Annotated in this window: 25 protein-coding genes; 2 read left to right on the top strand and 23 right to left on the bottom strand. The window is 35.1% G+C overall.

The features are described 5' to 3' along the window. The first annotated feature begins 64 nt into the window (after window positions 1-64). Entirely contained in the window at window positions 65-457 is a 393-nt protein-coding gene (locus tag QR40_RS17880) for a hypothetical protein (protein WP_044296219.1), read from the top strand. Between the two features lie 185 nt (window positions 458-642). Here QR40_RS17880 and QR40_RS30005 read toward each other — a convergent pair whose 3' ends face one another. The 4 genes from QR40_RS30005 to QR40_RS17900 form a co-directional block, all read right to left on the bottom strand. Further along, window positions 643-1,431: a type II toxin-antitoxin system PemK/MazF family toxin gene (locus tag QR40_RS30005; RefSeq protein ID WP_052430916.1), complete on the bottom strand. Its 789-nt coding sequence runs from the start codon at window positions 1,429-1,431 to the stop codon at window positions 643-645. A 469-nt stretch (window positions 1,432-1,900) separates the two neighbouring features. After that, window positions 1,901-4,297, bottom strand: a complete 2,397-nt coding sequence (locus QR40_RS17890) for a phage tail tape measure protein (RefSeq protein ID WP_044296220.1) — start codon at window positions 4,295-4,297, stop codon at window positions 1,901-1,903. Window positions 4,298-4,337: 40 nt separating this feature from the next. Then, window positions 4,338-4,736, bottom strand: a complete 399-nt coding sequence (locus tag QR40_RS17895; RefSeq protein ID WP_052430917.1) for a hypothetical protein — start codon at window positions 4,734-4,736, stop codon at window positions 4,338-4,340. A gap of 8 nt (window positions 4,737-4,744) precedes the next feature. Next, window positions 4,745-5,500 (bottom strand): hypothetical protein, encoded by a 756-nt coding sequence (locus tag QR40_RS17900; protein ID WP_044296221.1) that lies wholly within the window; start codon window positions 5,498-5,500, stop codon window positions 4,745-4,747. Between the two features lie 134 nt (window positions 5,501-5,634). On the opposite strand from QR40_RS17900, the gene QR40_RS17905 reads away from it, so the two are divergent. Next, window positions 5,635-5,871, top strand: a complete 237-nt coding sequence (locus tag QR40_RS17905) for a hypothetical protein (protein ID WP_044296222.1) — start codon at window positions 5,635-5,637, stop codon at window positions 5,869-5,871. Window positions 5,872-6,284: 413 nt separating this feature from the next. Here the strand turns inward: QR40_RS17905 and QR40_RS17910 are convergent, their stop codons facing one another. From QR40_RS17910 to QR40_RS18000, 19 genes are all read right to left on the bottom strand, one after another. Then, window positions 6,285-6,758 carry a RuvC family protein gene (locus tag QR40_RS17910; protein WP_044296223.1) on the bottom strand — a complete coding sequence of 158 codons (474 nt, stop codon included), beginning with the start codon at window positions 6,756-6,758 and terminating at the stop codon, window positions 6,285-6,287. 863 nt (window positions 6,759-7,621) lie between these two features. Then, window positions 7,622-7,855: a hypothetical protein gene (locus tag QR40_RS17915; RefSeq protein ID WP_152614233.1), complete on the bottom strand. Its 234-nt coding sequence runs from the start codon at window positions 7,853-7,855 to the stop codon at window positions 7,622-7,624. A gap of 54 nt (window positions 7,856-7,909) precedes the next feature. Beyond that, a complete protein-coding gene (locus QR40_RS17920) occupies window positions 7,910-8,647 on the bottom strand; it encodes a hypothetical protein (RefSeq protein ID WP_044296226.1) in 738 nt (245 codons plus the stop codon). A gap of 56 nt (window positions 8,648-8,703) precedes the next feature. Beyond that, entirely contained in the window at window positions 8,704-9,465 is a 762-nt protein-coding gene (locus tag QR40_RS17925; protein WP_044296227.1) for a hypothetical protein, read from the bottom strand. 1 nt (window position 9,466) lies between these two features. Continuing rightward, window positions 9,467-9,865 carry a hypothetical protein gene (locus QR40_RS17930; RefSeq protein WP_242858555.1) on the bottom strand — a complete coding sequence of 133 codons (399 nt, stop codon included), beginning with the start codon at window positions 9,863-9,865 and terminating at the stop codon, window positions 9,467-9,469. Window positions 9,866-9,964: 99 nt separating this feature from the next. Next, window positions 9,965-10,975 (bottom strand): hypothetical protein, encoded by a 1,011-nt coding sequence (locus tag QR40_RS17935; protein ID WP_052430918.1) that lies wholly within the window; start codon window positions 10,973-10,975, stop codon window positions 9,965-9,967. Continuing rightward, the gene (locus QR40_RS17940; protein WP_044296229.1) at window positions 10,972-11,184 is read right to left on the bottom strand and encodes a hypothetical protein; all 213 of its coding nucleotides are present in this window, start codon (window positions 11,182-11,184) and stop codon (window positions 10,972-10,974) included. Before QR40_RS17940 ends, QR40_RS17935 begins: the two co-directional genes overlap by 4 nt. A gap of 6 nt (window positions 11,185-11,190) precedes the next feature. Continuing rightward, a complete protein-coding gene (locus QR40_RS17945) occupies window positions 11,191-11,607 on the bottom strand; it encodes a hypothetical protein (RefSeq protein WP_044296230.1) in 417 nt (138 codons plus the stop codon). Between the two features lie 12 nt (window positions 11,608-11,619). Next, on the bottom strand, window positions 11,620-12,078 hold the full coding sequence (locus QR40_RS17950; RefSeq protein WP_044296231.1) for a hypothetical protein: 459 nt from the start codon (window positions 12,076-12,078) through the stop codon (window positions 11,620-11,622). Window positions 12,079-12,187: 109 nt separating this feature from the next. Beyond that, the gene (locus QR40_RS17955) at window positions 12,188-13,291 is read right to left on the bottom strand and encodes a hypothetical protein (protein WP_044296232.1); all 1,104 of its coding nucleotides are present in this window, start codon (window positions 13,289-13,291) and stop codon (window positions 12,188-12,190) included. A 22-nt stretch (window positions 13,292-13,313) separates the two neighbouring features. After that, window positions 13,314-13,781 carry a hypothetical protein gene (locus tag QR40_RS17960; RefSeq protein ID WP_044296233.1) on the bottom strand — a complete coding sequence of 156 codons (468 nt, stop codon included), beginning with the start codon at window positions 13,779-13,781 and terminating at the stop codon, window positions 13,314-13,316. Between the two features lie 17 nt (window positions 13,782-13,798). Next, the gene (locus tag QR40_RS17965; protein ID WP_044296234.1) at window positions 13,799-15,043 is read right to left on the bottom strand and encodes a hypothetical protein; all 1,245 of its coding nucleotides are present in this window, start codon (window positions 15,041-15,043) and stop codon (window positions 13,799-13,801) included. A 24-nt stretch (window positions 15,044-15,067) separates the two neighbouring features. Then, window positions 15,068-16,663: a hypothetical protein gene (locus QR40_RS17970; RefSeq protein WP_044296235.1), complete on the bottom strand. Its 1,596-nt coding sequence runs from the start codon at window positions 16,661-16,663 to the stop codon at window positions 15,068-15,070. Between the two features lie 21 nt (window positions 16,664-16,684). Next, window positions 16,685-18,490 (bottom strand): hypothetical protein, encoded by a 1,806-nt coding sequence (locus tag QR40_RS17975; protein WP_081998962.1) that lies wholly within the window; start codon window positions 18,488-18,490, stop codon window positions 16,685-16,687. Then, window positions 18,483-19,439, bottom strand: a complete 957-nt coding sequence (locus QR40_RS17980) for a hypothetical protein (protein WP_044296237.1) — start codon at window positions 19,437-19,439, stop codon at window positions 18,483-18,485. Before QR40_RS17980 ends, QR40_RS17975 begins: the two co-directional genes overlap by 8 nt. A gap of 187 nt (window positions 19,440-19,626) precedes the next feature. Next, window positions 19,627-20,709 carry a tyrosine-type recombinase/integrase gene (locus QR40_RS17985; RefSeq protein WP_242858556.1) on the bottom strand — a complete coding sequence of 361 codons (1,083 nt, stop codon included), beginning with the start codon at window positions 20,707-20,709 and terminating at the stop codon, window positions 19,627-19,629. Next, window positions 20,675-21,871 (bottom strand): hypothetical protein, encoded by a 1,197-nt coding sequence (locus tag QR40_RS17990; protein ID WP_044296238.1) that lies wholly within the window; start codon window positions 21,869-21,871, stop codon window positions 20,675-20,677. The genes QR40_RS17985 and QR40_RS17990 overlap by 35 nt, the downstream gene beginning before the upstream one ends. A 311-nt stretch (window positions 21,872-22,182) precedes the next feature. Next, window positions 22,183-22,740 carry a hypothetical protein gene (locus QR40_RS17995; RefSeq protein WP_160295830.1) on the bottom strand — a complete coding sequence of 186 codons (558 nt, stop codon included), beginning with the start codon at window positions 22,738-22,740 and terminating at the stop codon, window positions 22,183-22,185. 24 nt (window positions 22,741-22,764) lie between these two features. After that, the gene (locus QR40_RS18000; RefSeq protein WP_044296240.1) at window positions 22,765-23,040 is read right to left on the bottom strand and encodes an HU family DNA-binding protein; all 276 of its coding nucleotides are present in this window, start codon (window positions 23,038-23,040) and stop codon (window positions 22,765-22,767) included. Window positions 23,041-23,058: the final 18 nt, after the last annotated feature.

A 23,058-nucleotide genomic window follows, 5' to 3' on the forward strand; every position in this document is an offset into this window, starting at 1 on the left:
AGAAAGTTTTGGAGTAGTTGAATTGAATATATGCTATTTATGTATACTCGGAGGAGGATTATTAATGGATATTATATATTGTGGGATCTGCCCTAGATGCGGTAGGATCTGTATGAAAATTAAAGTTTGCGATGAGTGTGGATGCAATATGATTATTACTGAATATACACAAGAAGATTATCTAAATAATTATATAGAATATGGTAAAGAATTTAAAAACAAGCTCTACAACGAATACTGCTACTCAAACCCCCTATTCAGCAGTTACCAATTTGATAAACGCCAACAAGCGGAAGATAAATTGTATGCGATACCCCAAAATCCTAGCGGCAAAAGGTGTCCAAAGTGCGGAAACACCGAGTTCACCCCAGTGCGCAAAAAATACAGCTTATTAACAGGCTTTTTGACGAATAAAGTCGAGTTGATTTGCAATAAGTGTGGTACGAAAATAAAGTAAACAAAAATAGACCAGTAGAAGAGTACTGGTCTTAAATGAATAATAGCACTCGTAAAGAGTGCTATATCCTCCGTGAACCACAAAATAGATCCATCTTGCTAACCTATCAGAGTTCGTTAAGTATAATCATTTCCGTGAAACATATTGTTTCGATGAAATGATTATATCACAATATATGTATATTGTCAAGAATTAATACATTGTCCATCATTAAAATCTGATTTCAAATTTTTTAATTCATTTTTTAATTTTATATTTTCTTTTTCTCTTTTTTTGCTTTTATCTGTCAAATTATTTACTTTTCTTTCAAGTTCGTTATTTATATTTGTTATAGCCACTAAACTTTTCATTATATTTGGGAACATTACTTTTGCCAATTGCATCTGAATATCCGATAATGTATCTTCTTGTATAATCTCACGTAGTTCTAATATCCGTCCTCCTGATATGTATTTTGCATCATTTAAAAGTAAAACACAATTTTTAGGGAAACCTTCTGTCTGAAGAGCCTGCCTACTAGTTTTTTTAGCATCTGGATTTATTTTTGGATGAAAGCATTCAGTAATCCAATTTTTACCTGATGTCATTGGAATCACTAAATATTTGTTATCATTTTTACCAACACATAATGCTGGATGTATATATGACAATTCATTTTTATATGTTTTACCAAAATCAATAACACATATTTGACCTATGGATACGTTTGGTGGAGCACCTAATTTTGGCATATATTTACTGAACTGATTTCTTTTAATCCAATTGGTGTCTCCTATTAATATAGATGATGAATCATATGCATTCAATTGTCTAATCATTTGATTTAGATTTTCTTTAAATTGCATATATCCTTTTAAGATGATTGGACGATCAATTGCAAACATACGCTTATTAGTGGGATTATTACCAGTATATTTAGATATTTTATCAATATCGTTCCATTTCATATCTTCTAACTTAATATTTTTATCCACAATGATTCTCCTATTAGTTTTATTGTACTATTATATACCAAAATATGACAGGAGAGTAGTTGGAACATGTGTTCACACAATTATATCATCCTCGCTTGTGTGGCGAGTCACAATACGCATAAGCACAGTGATATATCTATGCTAATAATTTTATCATGATGCGTTCACTTACAGCTCTGACTATACCTTCTTGAATGTTTGACGTAAGGTGTCGTATCCAAGTTCCCATTATAGTCGATGAACATCCCTCTATAAGACGTAGAGGTTTTGCTGCGGATTCACCTATTCTCAATCTTTTTACTATGCTTTATCCCTTTCAGGTCAAGTTCCTGTTCTGAATTTTGTAAAGTCTTATCTTCAGACAGGTAGTAATTGAGACATAGCGGTTTACCCCGTTCATAAATTATCAAAAAAGAAATACGTTTTTTAGACGTACCAGTTTCGGTTGTTTGCTGTACAATTCCCTTGTTTATGCCACCATTTTAGCATAAACTCGTTCAGAGTTACCCCCAGAATTGTAGTGGGCGTCTAGAGGAAGCTGATAAGATATATAATCTCGATCCCCACCCACGTTTTTAAACATCGATAAGCCGGCTGCTACTGTAGCAACTATAGTATTTAGCGATCCAAACTTACTGATCAAACCATCTAATACAGAGAGTCCTGAAGTACCAAAGTCAACAATGCCTTTTAAAAAATCTGAATCTATGAGAGTATTTGCAAATAATTCTTTTGCTGCATTAAATTGATTAATTTTTGCATCTAAAGAAGTTATCCAGCGATCCTGCTCAGCTTGTGCTGAACCTTCGGAATTCATAGCATCATTTAGGGCACTATCGACTTGTCCACTTTTGAAAGATTCCAATAGAGCGGCAATTCTATTTGCCTGATGTTTTCCAGCAACAGTCTCCAAAAGGTCTGCCTGATCAGTTTCCGTCAAAGAATCATAGACACCTGCGATGTCCTTAAATATCTCAAAAGTAGACTTAAATTTAGTTGGATCTAAATCATCAAATATATTAACTTGTCCCTTGGTTAAATTCAATAAATGTGTCTGAATCTTACTTACGGAATCAATATCTTCGACATCTTCACCTAATTCTTCAAGTTCGCCTTTCATTCCACGCAATCGCAAGGTAGAGATTTTAAGCGCATTACCAAGTTCTCCAGCTTCTTGAGTGATTTCAGCGCCACCCGTAATCATTGCCTCTGTTTCTTGAATTGAGTTTCCTGCTAAAGCCATAACGGAGGCAGAATTTTTCAAACCCTCCCCTATATCTTTCGAAGATGTTGCATACTTATTTCCTAATATGTTAAGCTGGTCAACAATCTGAATACTGTCTTGTGCCTGGATATTAAATGCTTTCATGGCAGTAACAATGTCAGAGACGGCTGTTTCGTCATCCACTTCCCCTACATTGGCATAGATAGAACTTGTCTTAGCTAATTTAGCACTATCTGAAAGCGTGTTTCCTAGTTTTGCCCAAGTAGCTGTCTGATCTATATAAGAAGACATAGTTCTTCCGAGATCTATGGCTGTCTTACCAGAATCCTTTTGAAATGATGAATATTTTGCACTTGTTTCGTCAGTTACTTTATAGAGATTTGTCATCGCTGAATCTACTTCTTTAACATTAACAACAAGATCCTTAACAGTATCAACGGCTTTTTGAATACTTCCATAGACGCCCACAAATTGTTTTATTTGATTGAATCCGCGTCCTATTTCGGTAAAAATGCTATTCCCTGTCAGCCCTTCTAGAGCAGCTTTGGACTTTATATCATTAACTTGGTTTTGTAAATCACGAGCTTCGCTTCTTTCTGTAACATTTTTTTGCTTTTCTGCTAGATTTTGTAAGGCATCACCATATTTTTTTGCTGCCTTTGTATTATTATTCAACCAATTAAGGGTTTTGTTTGATGCTGTTGTGGCTTCAAACATAGAGACTAATCCGGAGGATTCATTAGAAACAGATTTCATCGTGTTTCCAAAACGTTTAGCAGATGTCTCCATATTATTAAAGTAAGCAAGTAGCGCTTTATCATTTAATTTAAAAGAATCTTCAGGATTGAAATGTCTTTGGATATTGCTGTAGGCATTATTATAAATGCTTTCGTATTGTCTGGCCTGTTTAAGTAGATCAGTATTTTGATCTGAATAGGGTCTTAAGCTTTTAGACATCAAAGATGACTTTGATAAAAATTTGCCGTCTTGAAAATCGCTTTGTATTTTTGAAATTTGATCAGCCCGAGACTTATATTCTGCAGTCCATTTTGCTATATTGGCTTTCCCCGATTCAACTAGGGAATTGTTGTGAGCGTTTTTTGAGTACGCATTAGCTTTCATGGCGGCAACTTGCTGCTGAGCCTGTCTGTGTCTATCGGTTGCATCAGCTTTCCGTGTTTGCTTTAGATTATCTTCTTTTATCTTAGCAATCTGTTTCGCTTGGGCTTGCTCTTGATTATATAAATTTTTTTGCCAGCGACTTTCTACATCTTCTTCTTTTTTTCTTCTAGCACTTTCTTCCCTAGAAGCTACCTGAAGTCGTTTCCTTTTATTGGCGGCGACTTCTTCTTCGGCTTTATTTACATCTGCTACGTATTTTTTGTGCTCTTTACTACTCTCGTTGTATAGCGCGTTGGCATATCGCTTTGCCGTTTTACTGTCTACTCCAAGAGCTTTTTCAAATTCCTTTGCTATTTTAGCTTTTATTTCATCTATTTCTTTTAAACTATTACCAAAATCAAGATCTGCTTTTACCACGAAAGATGTTTTGTCCTTAGACGATACAAAAGTACTCCATTGGCGTTCTGCTGAGCTTAGGTCTAGTTCACCCCGGACTCGCAGGATAAAATCTTCAGCCATTTAAATCCCCCTTTTAAAAAAAGCACCTCATGTGAGATGCTTATCTACTAAAATATTTTGAATATGCACTAATGGTATTTTCCTTCATTTCTTCTTTTGCCCGTTCCCAGTATCCATGATTACCAATTGTACCGCTTGTTCCTTCGTTGGTAGCGGTTATTACTTGTAATCCATTATAGGTACCGGTACTATAAGATATACTGTCATCCATTTTGGCTTCAAATTCTACAGAATTTCCACTCTTTGATACCGGGCTGACATCAGGCGATTCCATGAGTGTGCCGGTACGAATATAAACATCTGGTACAGTTCCATCATAATAATGCCCAACTTCCATCTCTAAATCAACAAATGATGCGGCTCTTGCCTCGTTATGTGCCGCAGTCATTTTTTGGAGCGCAATCTCTTTTAATGCCTCGATAGAATTTATTGCTGTCAATTTATCACCTAATTTCTATAATTAATTACATTACGGGCATTCTCGTTGGCTTTCAGTTCTTTAATCTCCGCACTTTGCTTATTTATAGTTTCCCGCTGGTTATTAAATAAACTTTCGACATTGTCATTATGATTATCGCTGCTAAAGTATTTATCTGTCAATTTAGACATGAGATCATTCATATCCACATCTTTATCAGCCATAGATTTCTCCAAGCTAGCACGTTCTTCGGGAGTGAAATTTTCATTTACTGCATTTAAATATTCAATCTGTTTTGTCTGGGCTTTTGATAATCTTTCGGCTTCCATAATTGCTTTAGTTTCATGTTCAATACGATGCGTTTCTTTCTCGCACATCTCATTCATTTTGGAGATCAATGGAGATAAATACATAACAAACAGATCTTCAAAATTTTTATCATTTGTGCTTGAAATAGAAAAGGCCTGATTTTTAATATATTCCACCTTTTCATCTATGGACTCCAGGATATCTTTGAACTGAATGGAAGAGTAGATCTGGCTTATTCTGCTATCAGATTCAAAGTCAAAGTTTGCAAATTCCGCATAATCATCTTCAACATTTTCATGGTGCTGATAATCGGTGTAATAATCCAGAAAATTAGATTTTAATTCCAATTTCTGAAAGAATGGACTGTATTGAATTGAACCATCCTCGGTTTTTGTGAACCCGGCATAAGCTACATTATTAATAAAATCATTTGCTTCTTTCAATGTTAATAAAGTTTTTGTAATGTTAAAATCCATATATAATTCCTCCAATAATAATAAATTTATATTTATGTTTCGTGTACTGTTTAAATGTTATTGCTATTTTATTTCATATCTCCTATAATTTATGAATAGGGTCTAATGACGAATACATACGAAAGGAGAGTGTTATGCGTCTATATAAACTACCATATAATGGGCAACGTTATTTATTAAACCAAAATACTGGCGAAATTCATGATCGCGATAATGAAACCGACGCTTGTAAAATTAATGAAATAAAACCGGATCATGTTTATAACTGTGATTCTTATTCTATTGCGTTAATTGCCACAGAACTTTTTACTCATAAAAAAATTAAGGGCAACGGATGTTATCACTGTTTAAAAGAAAAAGACCAAGGTTGATTTTCCATAAGGGCTGCAGATTTAATACACTGTAGCCTCTCTTCGGTAATTTCAGAATTCAATATTTCTTCTATGACATCGGGGGTTTTGAACTTTTTTACAAGTTCGCATACCAGCCTTGAAAATTCACCGATATCGTTAATACGTATTAATAAATCAAATTTTCTCACTTCTGATACCTTCCTATCATGTTGATGTTATAATATGGTAGATATAAATCCACCAATTCAATTTTGGCTATCTTTGTGTGAAACAATAAAAATTACCAGATTTATCCCACATTGACCACTCTCCATTAATAAATAAAATATGATCAATCATTGGGTTTTGCGCTACATTAATTACTTGCAATATCTCTTCGCGTGATAGCTGATGAATTCTTTCGGATATATACTTTTCTAATTCACAAGATGTCATACTGGTACCCTTTGTTTATATAATTCCAGAGCAGCAATTCCAATAAGAATAGCTTCAGCTTCATCATCGCCAACATTAATTCCTAATCTCTGATATACTGCATCTATAGCAAGTTTCTTCAAATCATCACGTTTTTTACCCTTTTGATTAATCCCAGCTAATTTTCTCCACGATGTCGGTCTAATTGTGTTGAACTCGCAGTCATTTAGTACGCAATAACCATAGATTACCCCTTGGAGCCTGGTGAGAAATCGTTGAACGGCGACATTTCTATTTACAACGGTTTCTTCTATATAAATTATATATGGTTTGTATTTGTCTAATATATGGATCAATTTCAAAGACATCTCTTTGAATCGATCTTCCATTTTTTTATAGTTAGTACAGTCTAAAAGAAAACTTTCCTGATAGATCCCATTATTGAAAATGGCAATACCCGATTTTGTGCTTGATGAATCGATTGCCATCATTATGCATTCTTTTATTTAAATCACTTCCTTTATCAGAAATTATGTGCTATTTAATTTCACAAGTTTACTTGCAGTTTTGCTCATTTTTGAGCAGAAGTATTTTTATTCAACTTGGGGCAGGAGAGTAGTTCAGTCTGTTACTCTCCACATAAAAATGCCCCTGCCAGACGACTGAACTTTGCCTGGTAGAGACATTTTGAAAATTCACTTAGATGTTGACAAGTGGTATTAAATGATAATACAGATAATACTATGCCACCATGTCCAAAATGTAATGGAACGAAATTACGTTAATTAGTTAATGCAAATCTTTTAATATTAAAAGGTTTGCCAAACCACTGAGTCCAGACTGCTAATTCTATACACCCATTCTGGACTCTGTATTTTGAATAATAAGTTAATGGCAAGAACTGTTTTAAATAAAATGTAATTTTTTTCATGTTAAACCCTCTCTTTTTTTGTGAATACAATTATAAAAAAATATATAACCAATATTTAATAGCCGGCAATACAATCAAATTAGCAATGGCGATACCAAAAATACATCCTAATAACCCGGCTCCCCATTGTGATTTGAGAAATTTCTTCAAATACCAGCACCTACTTCCCTTATAAATTCTTATAGAAATTCTTCAAAGCATCGAAGAGTTGGTAATTCTTTTTATATTTCCAAGTGGTTACGTTATTCTCCGTTTTCACAAACGTATACGGAATCCCACATTTTTTCAGATACAGATATTCTAAAGTCCATTGACAACTGTATTCTTTATCAAACTTTTTAGTACTAATTAGTATCACCTCCATTCCGTAAAAAATAGGGAGTACAACAATCTTGTATAAATAACAAGTGTTATACTCCCTTATCACTCATTATCTATCACACGCTGTTCTTTTTTGATTACAGCTTTTTCTTTTTTAACAGGTTTCGAAAAATTATCATATTTATCTTTTGAGGTTACCGTAAATTTATTGTTCTGTAATTCAACATAAATTTTATCCTCTTCGCTGTTATCCGTTGGCATCTGGACTTTTTTACCATCAAAGTCTACTACCATCACAAGATTATTTCTCATTAATACATTACATTCTCTAATCAATATATTATTCCTCCTTTAAAAGAGGATGAGTTGTTACCCACCCTCTATGTATGCTTACGCTATTTCGTCAGTGATTTCGATCATATCAAGAACGTCACCATTTTCGTCTTCTAAGCAGTCGCAGGTAATTGTAATTTCAGCCGGATCTCCTTCAGATGAGAAGGATAAGTCGAGATTTCTCTGCGGACTTGCTTTATAAGCTGTCATTCTAACTGGTACAATTTCTCCAGATTCGTTTTTATCTAAAGTAGACATCTGAATATAGAAGTCTTTCGGAACTCTTGCGTTATTGAACACAATTCTTTTGACACCGTCAGCCTTTGCCTCTAAATATCCAACAACATATGACGTATTTAACGCAATGTCACCTTCCGTTGTAGCAGTAAACGTTTTTTCTGATGCAGTACCTTTGATTGCTGTGCCGCCCCAATCATCTTCTGCATAAACAAATACAGTACCGGAAACCGGAACATTTGACAAGGTAAGGGTTCCAGCTGCAGTTGCTTTAACTGTTTCTTTCCTTGCAATAACAGCAGAAGTTTCTACTTCACCGTCGCTCAGCATAGCATAAAGCCGAAATGGAGCCATCTGGAATGTTAAGGCAATAGTACCATCAAGAGGATTATCAAACTTGATTGCTTTAGCCCCTTTTTTCATTGCAAATACAGGATCACTGGAGAATCCCATTGTAGTGGTATTACAGAATTTAGCATCCATCCAGGGTGCTTTTGTTTTATAATCTCTAATATCGAGATCACAACATTGCCTGTTCGCCATATTAATATCGTTCATAAATTTCCTCCTTAAAATAAAAAAGCCACTGATCAACAGTGGTATTGGTTTTATAATTATTCGATTTTTTTCATATAGTCCATCGCCTTATAATCGGTGGACTTCTTATAAGAGAAAGTGTTTGCAGCCATCATATCACTAAAATCATGCTGCCTTCCAATGCCATACTCCTTGAACATGGTAACAAACTGATAATATGTCATGTCCCATACATTCATGATATTAATTGCTACCTTGTTATGAGTGCAGTATTTTTTTATCATATTATCGAATTCAAAGTTTTCATCACTTTCTTTTTTTTGTTTTTGAGCGTGCTGCTTAAATTGCTCATACATTTTTCGGGCATACTCATTTTTAAACTTTTGTTCTTTTTCTGCCGGCTCTTTAATGCCTAATATACATTGAAGCTCATTCCGTAAGGTGTCGAAATTTTCATTGCAAATAATTCCTACGTTGTTTTCTTTCCCATTTTCATCCACATTATAGGTAATAAACTCATTGGTTTCTTCATTAAGCTTGATACTGTCAACAATAAATAGTTTCAGCATACTTAAAAGCAATTGTGTATTGCCAAACAACATCAGGTAGAAAATAGAATATTTTGACCTTTGTTCTTCATCTAAAGCTTGAAATGCCTCAGTAAGACCAAAGGTATCAACATAAGTTTCAAGCGTCATAGACAGAATATTTGAGAACAATGAAAAGTGGTTATAAGTAACCTTTCTGATATCCCGCAGTGTGGGGCACCTTACATTTCCGATTCCTTCTATGTAATATGGTTCATTACATAGATAATCATAAGCGCTGTATAAATTCATATCACACCTGCGCTTTCGTATGATATTCGGGAATGGTATAAATTAGCTGTCTGCCGTAATGATTTTTGCTTGGCATAAAGTACGTCATGGAATCGAGTTTCAATCCGCCGATACCAAATTTCTGTGAGCCGTTTAATTCCCTGTCTATCATATCCGATAAACAATCAGCCCGTGTTCCAACGTAGCCCTTCTTGGAATAACGCATAATACCTTTATGGCAATATGCCCAGATAATCAGCTTCATATTTTTTATGGTGAAATTAGAAGTGCGTGGTATGTCTACTTCTAGACATATGTAAGACTTTTCCTGTGTTTGCGTGTCATCTACATACAAATATGGAAATATTTGTTCATAGACCACATCATCTACATCGTCCTCCGTATATGATTTTCCAAGCATCAGTTCGCAGATATCGGGGGAATTCAGAAAAGCCGAAATAAGTTTATTTTTATAGGTGCCTATATCTTTTAAAACGGTATCTATACCAGCATCCCCTCCTTAATATATATCCATAATCATAATAGAAATTTCACTACTAACGATTCCACTTATCAACACTTGTAATAAAAAGGAACTACCAATGCAGTCCTCGTGTTTTACTAGAAGTTTAATCGTATCATGATCAGTCTCCTGGATTATTTTATCGCTGAATGTGCTCTTTATAACCCAATCAAAATCTACATCCGAAATTTTATTTCCTTCTGAATCAGTAAAAGAAACAGTGTATGTTCTTGAGTACCCAATTTTGAGGCTTTTGCTTCCTTCGATAGAAGACAAAACTAATGTTTCATCGGGTGGATTAACAGACGGAGAAGGCGGAAAGTAATTACAAACCTCATATTTTAAGTCGTCAGATTTTGGAGTATAAGCACATTCAGTCACTAGCAGGTTAATGCAGCCAATACCATTAAATACATATGTCGTTCTATCTAGTCTTGTCAACTCATATGTCATAGGGTCTTCCATGTTATTGTCAATAAAAAATTTCCTGCCACGCTTAAGAAGCTTTGTCTCTTCATCATACGGTAAAAAGATCATTAACTGGTCAGTACCGATTTTGATTACATTATTCCCTGCAATTCCGTTATTATAGGCACTGGCATTATACGAAATAATATCACGTTCAATAATATCGCCATTACTATTTTGCCATTTCAAACGATAACTGCATCGGTTCATGCGGGCAGACAGATATGCATTGCCCACATTAACAACGTTAGAATCAATCAGCCAGATATCATTCTCGTATACGACATAATTTCCTCTTTGCACATCCATTGTGGTGGGACAATGAATTTTTCGGATATCATCAAGCTCTTTCAGAGGATTGGAAGATGTTTGTACCAAGCACCAGTCGGTTACATTATTAATCGTTAATTCTTCGCCTTCCGCACTAAGTTTTCTTCTAATATTAAAATTTTCTACTACATCAGCGACGGTTTCTTCTCTGCTGTAAAACAGATCTTTAACATCATTATCTGCAGGTGTCCATTCATAACGTAAATTCATCGTACCACCTCACTGACCATAGCGGGTAATCTTCGGATGAAATTAGAAATATCCAGAATCTCATGCCGGATTGATGGATGCAAATTCATATCAGTTTCAAACTCCCGCTCAATTAAATTCATAAGATTATTGATCTTTTGATATTCTTTTGCGCACAGATCGCCAAGACTGATTTCACGGTCAGGTGTTTTTATCAAAATTTTATTCATATGCACCTACCTTTCATCCGAGTATTCAGGAAACTCCATTAAGAAGCGTTCTATTTCATCTGTCCAGTTTTCAGCAGATTGTTTGACTACTTCAAACTGATCTTTATATGCCGGTATTTTATTGAACGCTTGGGTACCAAGATATTGTTTTCTTCCTGAGATAAGAGCATATTTTTGTGTAAAGTATTCTTTTGCCATATACATAGAAATCAACTCAATGCTTTGATCCGATACTAAGCTTTTAAAATATCCCTCATGCAGATCTTCATCATATTCATAAGCGATCTCATCATACAGATGTTTTCTGCATTTTGCTATTGCTGTTTTAAAAAATTGAAACACTTGACTTTCTTTTCCTTTAAAATCTACAGATGGAACTTTAATGAAGAAGGAGTCAAATACTAGCTGTAAATCTGTACCCATTTGACCACCTTCCTAAAATTTAATGTCTGTGTATTCCTCAAGGAATCTGATCCGGTTGTAGTTATTATACTTTGTCTTTCTGGCATAGTTCATGAGAATATCTTTCTCATGATACATGACAACCTTTTCAGCGACGTGCTTTTCAAATACAGAGTCTGTTTTAATCTCAAATATTTTCTTGCATTCGTCATCTGTTAATACAAATTGTACACGCTTAGACTCCGTATCATCAAAACCGACATGCTGCCTTAGCTCATCGTTATCAATGTAAATCCTTGCATGGTCGCCACGGTCTGTACCATAGAACATCACATCCTGGTTTTCACATAATGACACAAGTTCTGAGTTATTCAAGGTTGTAGTTTTTTTAGAACCAAGTATCACTTCTGCGTGTGAATTGGGCAGAGTAAAAGATACTGTCCAATTACATAGATTTAAAACTTTTGATCGTTTATCCATATCTAATGACATATTTATTCCTCCATTTAACCTATTACTGATGGGATAGGAGAGTTAAGCACCCTCCAAATCCGCAAAAGAACATAAAAATAAACAGCATGGATAGCTGTTTGACGTGTAATTATTTATTGATGGCGTAGTTTGTATCGGAGATAAGCCCAATGAGATGAGAGTACTCTTCGATAAATGCTGTACCAAACTCCATATCGTAACGGATAACATCTGCCCTTAAAGCGATATCCTGACCAGCCATAGACTGTAATCCGCCTTTAATTCCAATCTTTAACGGAGACATTGCACCTGAGATTAAGAAGTAGAGCAGCCCTTCTGCCAGATATGTATCATAGAATGTATTACCGTTGGCATCTGTAATTGTTTTATTTAAGTCCAGAGTATTTGGAATCTCAACGATAGGAGATCCTTTGTAGCTCTTTAACAATCCAGTCTTTCTAATTTCCTCCATCACAGCTTCAGAAAACTGTTTGGTATTGGAATTTACGCTGAATCCGGCAAAGTCCTCAATCTGAGACACTACACTGTAATCCCCGGTGATATTTACGGCTCCGGATCTTTTCGCATTTTTAAGAACAGTATCAAGGGCAGTTTTGGTAATGCTGGAAGCTTCAGAGAAGTTTTTGATTTTAGCGTTCTTAACGCCGTTATAAAGGGAACCCTGAACCTTATAGAACATTTTATTCATCATATCCGTGATGACCTGTTCATTCATCGCCTGGATAGCATCGGTGTTTCCGGAAGCAAATTCCCTGTGATCAATGAGTAAACCGCCAGTAATATTGCTGGTGTCCATTGTCCTGGTGCTCCATGTATAACCTGCAAATGGGAAAGAACCATTGACAGCCTGTTCCCCAGATTTTTTGCCTTCAAGGTTGTATACTTTAAACTTCACTTCTTCATTCATTCCTACGGAGATTTTATCTCCCATGAAATCAAAGATATTAAGTCTTTTGATCAACGGAGCTTCAATCAGGTGGGTCTGTATGGCATTCAGCTCAGATTGCGCTTTTACATCTCCGTTAACAGCTGCTTGCCCCTTGTTCTTCATATATGTATTTACACGGTCAACCTTGTCACCATATTTACTCGTATCTTTACCAGCACACATGGCAGAGAAGATCTCAACACCTTCTTTTTTTGTATCTACAGATTTCTGCAGACTATTTAATTCGGCATTTGCCTGAATTCTTTCAAAATCAATTGCATTCATTCATTATTCCTCGCTTTCCTAATTATTGTTCAACCACAAGGGCAGAAAATCCAGTACCCCCAAAGGTTGTTTTTTCGGTAACTTTTAAACCAAAGGAATATCCCGTATCACTCTCGGTAGCAACAACGTATTTTCCAGCAGTCGAAGCAATCACAATATCCTTAATGGAAACAGATGCAGTTGTGATTAAATCAGAAGAGATATCCATTATTTCTCCCTGTGGGTATTCAAAGATTCTGGCATATTCTCCTTTCTTGATTACAAAATCACTTTCATTATCAAGCTCTGGCTTATCAATGGTATTCCAAACAAAATGTTTGATTGTTTTTGCATCGTCAGCAGTAGCAGCCACTTTTACATGTTCTGCCCCATCATCTGCGATATAATAAATCACAGACATCCCATTTTTTAAATCGCTGTCAGCAATGCATCTGGGATTATCTTTTGCATTTTTAATGCCACTATAATTTTGAAATTTTACTTTAGACATATTCAATCTCCTTTTAATTATTTAAATAATTCAGAGCCATCATCGGCGCTGTTGGTTTCAACGGTTTCTACTTTAGTTGAGAAAAACAGAGAGCTAAGATCATCAGTCTGAGAATTCAGTTCCGGTGATACAAGTTCTGATTTTTTTAAATCTTTTAACTTGTTTACACATAGCTCGGCTTCTTTTGCCTTTAATCCAGCCAGGTCGCATTTTTCTACATACTCCTCTTTTAAGCTGTTAAGCTCAGTATCCGTAAATCCATTTTCTTCTTTAATGGTGTTAAAATATGAATTTACCTCCGCTTGTGCCTTTGCTGTATCAGCGTCGGCTTTCATTTTTCGAAGCGGCTCGATTTCTGTGTTTAGTTCAGCAACCTGTGCCTTGTGTGATTCAACACACTTATTTGCTTCAACTAGAAGCGTATTAAGTTCTGTTTCTTTCTGCCGGCAGGCGTTCAATTCTTCTTTATATTTATTTAATTCAGAATCTTTTTCCTCAACTTTGGCATTCAATTCGTTAATTGTGTTATTCAGCTCAACAATTTTTTCGTTCAGCTCAATAATTGGGTCTTTAGCAGTATCTGCCATTTTTTCATCCTCCTTATTTCTTGATTCTATATCATCTGAATTGGAATCAGTTGATAATGTATTAAGTTCCAGGATTTCACTTCCTGGATCTGCTTCTGTCACTACTTCTGGCAATAGTATAGCTAATCCGGCAAAATCAAATACAACAGGAATTCTTCCCATGATCCAATTTCCATCGGAATCTTTGCCATCTCCGCCGCCTTCATATATAATCTGTTTACAATCTCCTTTGCCATTTGCTTCCACAGAACCTTTAATTTTTGTAAATGAGTTCTCTGACTTCAGCCATCTAATGAATTTTGGATGTCTTTGTGAATAAAGATATCCACTAACCACTAATTTCTTGCTTTTATTCCCATCGATGTCAATTTCTTCAATCCATGCCTTTTGTATCGTGCCAACAGTGTCACTATCAAGGAATTGGCAATTTCCATCGTCATCGTATGACAGTGTACCGTGTCCAGATGGAATAGTTTTTTCGTCATCGAGAAAGCAAACAACAAAAGGAGCTCCAATAATAGATTCTATATTTGCGGTTACATATTCTTCGAGCCAGGTCATTCCTCTCCGGTTCCATTGTCCCCTATCATGTATTGTAAGAGCAGTCATTTTAATTTGTGTCCTGCCTGCTTTTTTATCTTCAGGATTTTCGTTTATTTCAATATCTGCGAACATAAGACCTCCTTTCCTTTTTGCTAATTATTTTGTCGAAGGTTTTGCCATAGCGTTTGCATTATTGCTCCGTGTCTGTTGTCCTTCATTTGATAGTTCTTTATCTTTTTTTGGCGGTCTGCCTGTTGCGCCATATATTCCATCCGTATTCTTATCGGTAGCTGTAAAGGAAGTAAGATGTGGAAGATATGTCTGATCAAAATTCTCGGATGATTCATAATCCATTAGGCGCATATATAGATTGGCATTTCCACATGCTGCAGAGTAGAGCATAGTGCGGCTCCCGCCGGCAAGGGTATACAACTCTTTAAACTTATCGAATTGGGAATCAGCATTTAAACTCGATGTATTCAAATACATAAAATCCAAACGATTCTCATCAGTAAGATTTAAATAATTGTTAATCAGTTTTGAATACTGAAATGAAAATTGCTCCAACATGGAAAATACTTCAGACAGCATTAAATCAATATTAACCTGTAGCGTAGAATAACTTGCACCTTCACCAGCTCCATTCAAGGCAGATAGTGCAAATCCAAAATCTGTACTGATGGAATTATTGTTTTCTTCTGTCAGTGTATTTTTAAGAAAGGTATCGCTGTTTTCCAACTTGCCGATCTCTGTTCCAGGAGCTAATTTAAGCGTAGTAGTGCCGCCCAGTCTGTTTTTATTATTCACATCTCTGGATTTCACTGCATTCTTAAAAGCGTTGTATTGATTATTCTGCTGATCTTTATTTAGGCTGCAGGAGCCTTTCTTTTCGGCTTCTGGTAGCCGCATCCATCGGATAGTAGAACTGTTCTCATACATATTGTTTCTTTGGGAATCTGTATAGTCTTCCGAAAACAACATATCTAATAAAGCAAATACAGCAAGGGGCCTGCCGTGAGATTCATTAATTGCACCGTGAAATTTATATGCAAATGTAGTTTCTTGGGGTAATAACATCCATCTTTTACTGGAATCTTTTTTATAAGCTTTATAACCTAATATAAAATTATTTGGAAAGTTCTTAATTTCACCAATTAATCCGGTACCCTGAAACATATCAAAATACTGCATATCGAACGCGACAACGTAATCGCCATTAGCAAAGCCTTCAAACCTGCAGAACCTTAAATCTAATGGCTGCAACATTACATTATCTACATATCCAACACCTTCGATATTTTTTCCAGAGGCATATTCCTTGGGTCTATCAACATTTTTTTTCTTTGTGTCCCTCCAAATGGCAACATATTCTCCGTAAAGAAGAGAATTATACAGACCATCACGAGTTGATAATTTATGATTTATTTTATTATTGAAAATATCATAAGCTTTATTAAGATTCTTCTTAGATTTATTCTTGATACTATTTGGTATAATTACTGCATCCAAGGAAGGAGCAGACACCATTTTAGAAACAGTTTGTCCGTATATGCCCGTTCTATTGTACATTTTTTCAGAAACATCCATAATCTGTTTATGAAAGTACATGGGGTTTGATACATACTGCAAGAGCTGTTCTTTCGTGTAATAATCAAATAATCCGTAAAACGAATTGATCAGTTCAAAGTCGTTATACGAATTAATCTCCACATCGTATGATGATGTATCAGTCTTTATTGTTTCTTCATTCAAAATAATATTGTCCTCCTTCCTTTAGTAATCATCTGAGAAATCAAAATCGTAATCCGAATTATCGGATAGTAAGTCCAGCTCCAGCTGGTCTAAAAAGTAGTTTCCATAACTCGCACTGGTATATCTGTCTTTTCGATTATTTCCTTGCTCTTTAATCTTAATTGCGCCAGTCTGAGGTGATTTTTCATAAACTAAATCAACCGTTTCACTTATCAATGCCTGTGTTTCTAAAAAAGGTTTTTCATAAAACAATTTTAATTCTGGATCACTGATAGAAGAGTAGTCCTTGAATTTAGGCAGAATTATTTCTATGGCTTCATTGAGGTTTATAAGCAAGTCGATCTTTCTTTCTGACAGATTTTGACGAAAGGAAAAAGCTATGTCGCTATTAAGCTGCTGGGTTGCATTAATCGCATAAATAACTGGTTTTGCATTGGGGTTTTTAATACGCTCAGCATAATTGTCATTATTCATACACTTCAATGGAGGGTACTCAACTCCGCGTTCTTCGTCATACATAACTTTACTTAGGTAATCCAATATAGCAATGCCGCCATTACGACAATCCAAAACAATATAATCCGATTCAAAGTCCTCATAAAGCTGCCGTATTCTCAATGCTTGTTTAAAGGTATCGCCGCCCTGCATTGATTCAATATATGGATAAATTCGTCGGTAGCCCTGTTTAATTATTAGCTCCGATTGCTCATCTTGATAATTTATTGATTCAGGCAAAGCCCTGATACAAGAAAAAATGGAATTATCATTGATTTCATTTTGTATGAATGCTATGTCGCAGCTTACAATTCTAATTTCACCATCTTGTTTTACAATTGAAAACTTATTCTTTTTACCATTACGAACATCGTTATCAATACGAGGATAAAAGACTTGCTTTAGTTTTTGGTTGCTAGTCATCATGGAATATGTGAAGAATGCTGAGGTGTTCTCCTTTACCCGCTCATTCAAAAATTCGAGTCTCCAGGTTAACGGATCTTGCTTTTTCTTTTCCTGTCTCATCTGTTTCATGGTTCTAATATTGTGTTTTAATGTAATGCTTTCATCAAAAGCTAATAAGCATGTGCTTTTACCAATTAACATTTCGCTATATGCCTGATCAACGATCTGCCACATCCAGTGTCCATTATCCAGCCAGCTGGAAGAAATATAAATATCTACCGGATCTTCTTGGAGTTCCCGCATTGATGCATATGGTTCTTTCAACATATAAGGCGCCTGTCTTATTGTTTGGAAGGGAGATAAGATGCTATCATCTACTTTTTTATCGATTTGGCGGAATTCTTCCCGGATGCAGCAATGTGACCTGAAACCTCGTCCATTTTCCGATGCAGGCACCACAGTTATCGTGCTACCGTTTCGAAAATAAACAATAACCTCATTTTGATTATCTTTTATGTTTTTTATCTCTGCACGAAGAGGCGGGGACATATTCATCAATTCATTTTTTATTTTCTCTGATATGATAAGTTTAGACTGACCTTTTGTAGCGCTGGAAAGCACAATTTTAGTATAAGGTCTGGTTATACATCTGCAGCACGCATATAAAGCAATGATAAAGGACTTGGCTGCGGCACGACATGCGACAATGACCACAAAATTACAGATACCCATAAGGTATAACAATATAGCTTGATATATATGGATATTAATTTTGAGATAATCAATTGCCAGCCTGTGTAGATTTCTGCGGAAAAAAGTATTCCACATTAGAACATGATCCACATTTACCGGGTTACTGAGATAATGGGTAGATGGAAACTTTTTGTAAAGATTTTTTTGATTTTCATCAGCATAATGATTAATCATTATCATCACCATCTTTTACGCAATACTCGATATCTCTGTCAGCAGTTCCATGCTGCATATTTTGCAGAGGACGGGTGATAAACCTTTTAATATAATCGCCTAAGCCGTCAAAATCTTTATATTTCTTTTTATCCTTATAGTATTCTTCTGGTGTATATTGCGAAATAGCAGCAAGGGTCACCCCTAGAACTTCTTCATTGCTGGAATCTGTTTCCTGTATCGTTTTAAGGCCAGCCTGTTTAAAGGTTTCACGGTATAATCTAGTATACTTATCGAAATCGTCAGATTTGCCTTCCCCTCTCATAGTCTTCATCTGCAGAAGTTTTGTGTAACATAAGTCTTTAACAAAAATTTCCTGGTTATTATCACAATTAGGATTAAATTTCTTTAACATTTTATAGTGTTCATCCAGCAGCTTGTAATCTGCTTCTGTAAAACCAGTACCCCAGCGGTCAACGGCAGAAGCACTAACAGTGGATGTCTCAGATTTTGTCTGTTCTCTTGATTCAATCACGTCAACTTGCTTGTTTTCAAATTCGTATTTCAATGCATCGATATATGTTGTTCCAACCCGGGCGGTTTGTCCAAGATTCTTTTTCGCAAGATAATGAGATATGCGGCTTCTGTCGGCAGATAACTTGCTGGATGCGTTGAGTGCGTCCTCGTGATACATCCAGCCGAATTCATGACATATGTGCTGGATTGCCTTTTCTTCGTTACCGCTATAAAGGTCAACGAGTCTGTAATAGTAGCGATCACGACAACTATTGCAGACCAATATATATCCATCATTGGATTGATAAAGAGGAGAAGCTGACCGGGAGAAGTGAGTTTTAAGTGCATCCCAGCTTGCTCCACAGCAAGTGCATTTATATTTTTTGTCAACGGTTTGATTTGAACGTGGTAATTTAATATCCACTGATAAATCTATAATTGTAGGAGCTTTCATAGACTCCTGTATTTTTTCTTCTCTTGTTTTTGATTTTGGAGCTATGGGGCTCACCTGCTTTCATAATAAAATTGAGCAGTAGTTAGCTACTCTTTTGTCATATATACGATTTATTTAAAGGTCACTTAGGCTTCCTTGCTTTATTTCTTTTATACCATTTTTATCAAAATATTTTCCAAATTCATGACTATATAAATGCTTCATCAGACTCATCATTTTCATCATTACGTATTATATAATGATTATTAGTTGTAGAAACATCGTTATGTCCTAATAATTTTTGTGCTACTTCCGCAGATTTATGTTCATAGACCACAATGTTTGTCGCGCGACTTTCCCTTAATAAGTGTGGATGAAATCGCCTACCAACAATTTTTGCCATGTAATCAGAACACCAACCATTAAAAGTTCCTTCAGCAACCTGTCTGGTATTTCCATCTTTGCTCTTTATGACAAACACATATGGACAATCGTCATCTTCACGTACTTCTAGCCATTTTTTTAGCCAGTGCATAGCATCATTCCCGAATTTTAATTTTCTCGGTTTGCCAACGACTGAAGATCCCTTGCACCTTATCGTATGTGTTAGATATGATTTGGATAATGTTTTGATTTCTGAGCCATTCTCATCAACTATAGTTATTGTTTTTTCCTTTGGAGCGTAATCCACAACCTCTTTTAGAAGTTGCCTTGCTTCAGCTCTTCGACATCCTGTACTATAGGAAAATACGATGTATGCTAATTTTTGCCATTCCTCACGACTTTCAAGTTCTTCGCATAAATGTATATATTCATCAGGGGTAAGTGGGATTTTCTCATGCACATACCCCGTTTTTACAACCTTTAATCCTAGGGTAAAGTTTCTAAATGTAGGCATTTCTTCTTCATACATCATCATAATATAATTACAAAAGGCGCTCACACACGACTTTTTGAACCGTATGGCAAAATCAGAAAGTCCACGGTTTGTTAGCCAATTTAAGTATCTTACAAATTCTTTCTTTTTTATATCTATACATTTTTTATTATGTAAATTATCCTTAACCCAGACAAAAAATATTTTCAAGCCTGATTCATAGGCTGGTCGTGTTTTTGCAGAAAGCTCTGCTTGATTTTCAAGATATTCTCTCACCATATCTCTGTTAAATTCACAGACTTCATTCCATATTTTGTCAGTTATATCTTCACTTCTTTTTGCATTAGAACCATCCAAAAATCTCACATCCTTTGATAATTTAATATGAAGACACTTTTTTAACTGCCTCTCCATAATCAACTTGGGTTCTTCCCCACTTTATTTTGTCTGTATATTTTAATTCTCCTAGTTTACGAATCTTGTTCCATTCAATATTATTTTTTATAAATATTTCAATTGTGTTTTTTAATTCAATAGAAGGATTAGTAATTATTTTAAAAAAATTATCATTAGTCAAATCACATGGAAATAGAAAAAAATATTTTAAGCCTTGTTTCTTAAGCATTTCTTCTTTTTCTTTCAATTTTACTCTATAAGTTTCTTTTGACCTGCTACACGTTATAATTTTATTATCATAATAACTTTTTTTGAAAAGTTCTATTATTCCGGCAATTTCTATGTAGATGTTTTCCCCGTTGATATGAACAACATAATCACAATTCATCTTTTTTTTGTAGTTATTGATAAAGGTTGAATATTTAACATCTCTAAAGTATGATCTATTATATTCAAAACCATTATCTCTTAAAAATTTTGAAAACATATATTCATATTGGCTAGCTGTATGTTCACCGTCTTTAAAAATATAATTTATTCCACTACCTTTTTTCCCTAACTCAATATTATGTTCAACCAACAATTCCGATAATGTCTTATCATAATATTTAAGAGCCGTTTTTCTCATTGACTTCGAATTTAACCATTTTTTATTAGAATTTATTTCTGATGTTGTAATAAAATTACGATTATTATTGTTGACGTATTCTACTATATCTCTAATCATTATGTCAAAAGATTGCTTATCTAAATTTCTTTCCAGCATGCTTTCTTGAACTATCTCCAAACCAAGAGATCGTTTCATTTTGTTCATAGATCCCCAATATTTATTTACGATACCTATGGACACTTGATAACAACCAGTTCCACGAAAATCATCGTATACAAGAGGTCGATTAAGGATTTTTTGCATTTTATATATTAATGATGTTGCTTTATCTTTAGTTATGAGCTTAGATACATAAAATCCACACCAATCTTCGAATTCTCTCCAATTAGTAACTGTATTATCTGGGCATAATCTTATATACCAACGTGCATCTGGCAGATTGAATGGTTCTTTTCTTAAAAGAGCATGAGAAATTGGCTTGCCATATTTCTCACTTTTACTAATATATTCTGCTACATAGTAATCATAATCTTTTATATCAAATTTTCTTGGGTTGATTTTTCTCGTCATAAAATGCCTTTCGTTAGTAACAGACTTCGCCTCAAGAGGTGGGCTCTAAAATTTAATTTATCCGTGAGCTTTAAGAATCTACCAGTATGCACTGATAATGGATAGAGCGCAAAATTGCGCAGTACTCATTAGAACTTCAATTACGGAAATACTCCTAAGCACATCTTTATGGTTTTTACCAAACTTTTCTGCGAACTCTCGACTACTACACATTGGAGAATCAGAAGAACAGTCTAATCCAAACTGCAAAATCGCAGTACAGGCGAAAGCAGTTTTATAACTAAATTTGACGCATCTGTACGTCTATTAAATTAAAACAGATCACTTAACTTGTTGATTTCATCAAATATTTCTTCGATATGATAAATTCTTTTTTCCATCTCATCGATGGTATTCATTGCTTCTTCAGCATCTAGATGACACTTTATTGTTACAGTAAGGCAATTACCTTCCTCATCAACAGTGCATTTATCCCCGAGATTTAATTCGAATAAATCAAATCCCAAAATATTGTTAGACTCAATGCTGTTAAGTATTTTTGAATTACAGTCTTCGTGCACAAACGCTACATCACAATCCGTATCGTAATAACCAGCTTTATGCCATTCATTATCCTCGTGCCACATTTTTTCAACGGTCACACCAAAATGATCAAGGTATAACACATATTCTTTATCGTAATGTTGTGTCTCATAGTCTTCAAGGTCAATACCGTGGCTGATATCAATTCCGTTACGAATCAAATTTGCCAACAGTTCTTTTATCACTGCGTATTTTCCGAAAGCACAAATTTGAGGAAATTCATTCTCAGTTATGGATAAGCAGCACAACATTTTATCCGCTAATTCATAAGTATCTTTACATTCCACATGTTGCAAATGTTCCACCCCAATCTATTCATTCAATAAATATTTAAGCGATTTACTGGGTTTGAATTTAGGTGCCCTTGACGCTTCAAGCTGGATGGTTTCTTGCGTCTGAGGATTCCTGCCCACCCTTGCTGCCCGGTCTACTGATTCAAATGTTCCAAATCCTACGATGTGGACTTTTTCGCCTGCAATCATGGATTCCTGTACAGTATCAATAAAAGCCTGTAATGCTCTTTCAGCATCTTTCTTTGATAATTCCGATTTTTCGCTTATTTTTGCTGTTAATTCAACTTTGTTCATATGTTAATTCTCCTTATT

Origin of the sequence: Robinsoniella peoriensis (assembly GCF_000797495.1) — a bacterium.
GTDB lineage: Bacteria > Bacillota > Clostridia > Lachnospirales > Lachnospiraceae > Robinsoniella > Robinsoniella peoriensis.

Coding starts and splice junctions, on each gene's coding strand:
- QR40_RS17945 (WP_044296230.1), bottom strand. CDS start 11,607: ATGGGTACAGATTTACAGCTAGTATTTGACTCCTTCTTCATTAAAGTT.
- QR40_RS17940 (WP_044296229.1), bottom strand. CDS start 11,184: ATGAATAAAATTTTGATAAAAACACCTGACCGTGAAATCAGTCTTGGC.
- QR40_RS17935 (WP_052430918.1), bottom strand. CDS start 10,975: ATGAATTTACGTTATGAATGGACACCTGCAGATAATGATGTTAAAGAT.
- QR40_RS17975 (WP_081998962.1), bottom strand. CDS start 18,490: ATGATTAATCATTATGCTGATGAAAATCAAAAAAATCTTTACAAAAAG.
- QR40_RS17965 (WP_044296234.1), bottom strand. CDS start 15,043: ATGTTCGCAGATATTGAAATAAACGAAAATCCTGAAGATAAAAAAGCA.
- QR40_RS17980 (WP_044296237.1), bottom strand. CDS start 19,439: ATGAAAGCTCCTACAATTATAGATTTATCAGTGGATATTAAATTACCA.
- QR40_RS17990 (WP_044296238.1), bottom strand. CDS start 21,871: ATGACGAGAAAAATCAACCCAAGAAAATTTGATATAAAAGATTATGAT.
- QR40_RS17890 (WP_044296220.1), bottom strand. CDS start 4,297: ATGGCTGAAGATTTTATCCTGCGAGTCCGGGGTGAACTAGACCTAAGC.
- QR40_RS17925 (WP_044296227.1), bottom strand. CDS start 9,465: ATGAATTTATACAGCGCTTATGATTATCTATGTAATGAACCATATTAC.
- QR40_RS17930 (WP_242858555.1), bottom strand. CDS start 9,865: ATGCTTGGAAAATCATATACGGAGGACGATGTAGATGATGTGGTCTAT.
- QR40_RS18000 (WP_044296240.1), bottom strand. CDS start 23,040: ATGAACAAAGTTGAATTAACAGCAAAAATAAGCGAAAAATCGGAATTA.
- QR40_RS17920 (WP_044296226.1), bottom strand. CDS start 8,647: ATGAACGATATTAATATGGCGAACAGGCAATGTTGTGATCTCGATATT.
- QR40_RS17960 (WP_044296233.1), bottom strand. CDS start 13,781: ATGTCTAAAGTAAAATTTCAAAATTATAGTGGCATTAAAAATGCAAAA.
- QR40_RS17955 (WP_044296232.1), bottom strand. CDS start 13,291: ATGAATGCAATTGATTTTGAAAGAATTCAGGCAAATGCCGAATTAAAT.
- QR40_RS17985 (WP_242858556.1), bottom strand. CDS start 20,709: ATGGAGAGGCAGTTAAAAAAGTGTCTTCATATTAAATTATCAAAGGAT.
- QR40_RS17905 (WP_044296222.1), top strand. CDS start 5,635: ATGCGTCTATATAAACTACCATATAATGGGCAACGTTATTTATTAAAC.
- QR40_RS17950 (WP_044296231.1), bottom strand. CDS start 12,078: ATGTCATTAGATATGGATAAACGATCAAAAGTTTTAAATCTATGTAAT.
- QR40_RS17910 (WP_044296223.1), bottom strand. CDS start 6,758: ATGATGGCAATCGATTCATCAAGCACAAAATCGGGTATTGCCATTTTC.
- QR40_RS17900 (WP_044296221.1), bottom strand. CDS start 5,500: ATGGATTTTAACATTACAAAAACTTTATTAACATTGAAAGAAGCAAAT.
- QR40_RS17880 (WP_044296219.1), top strand. CDS start 65: ATGGATATTATATATTGTGGGATCTGCCCTAGATGCGGTAGGATCTGT.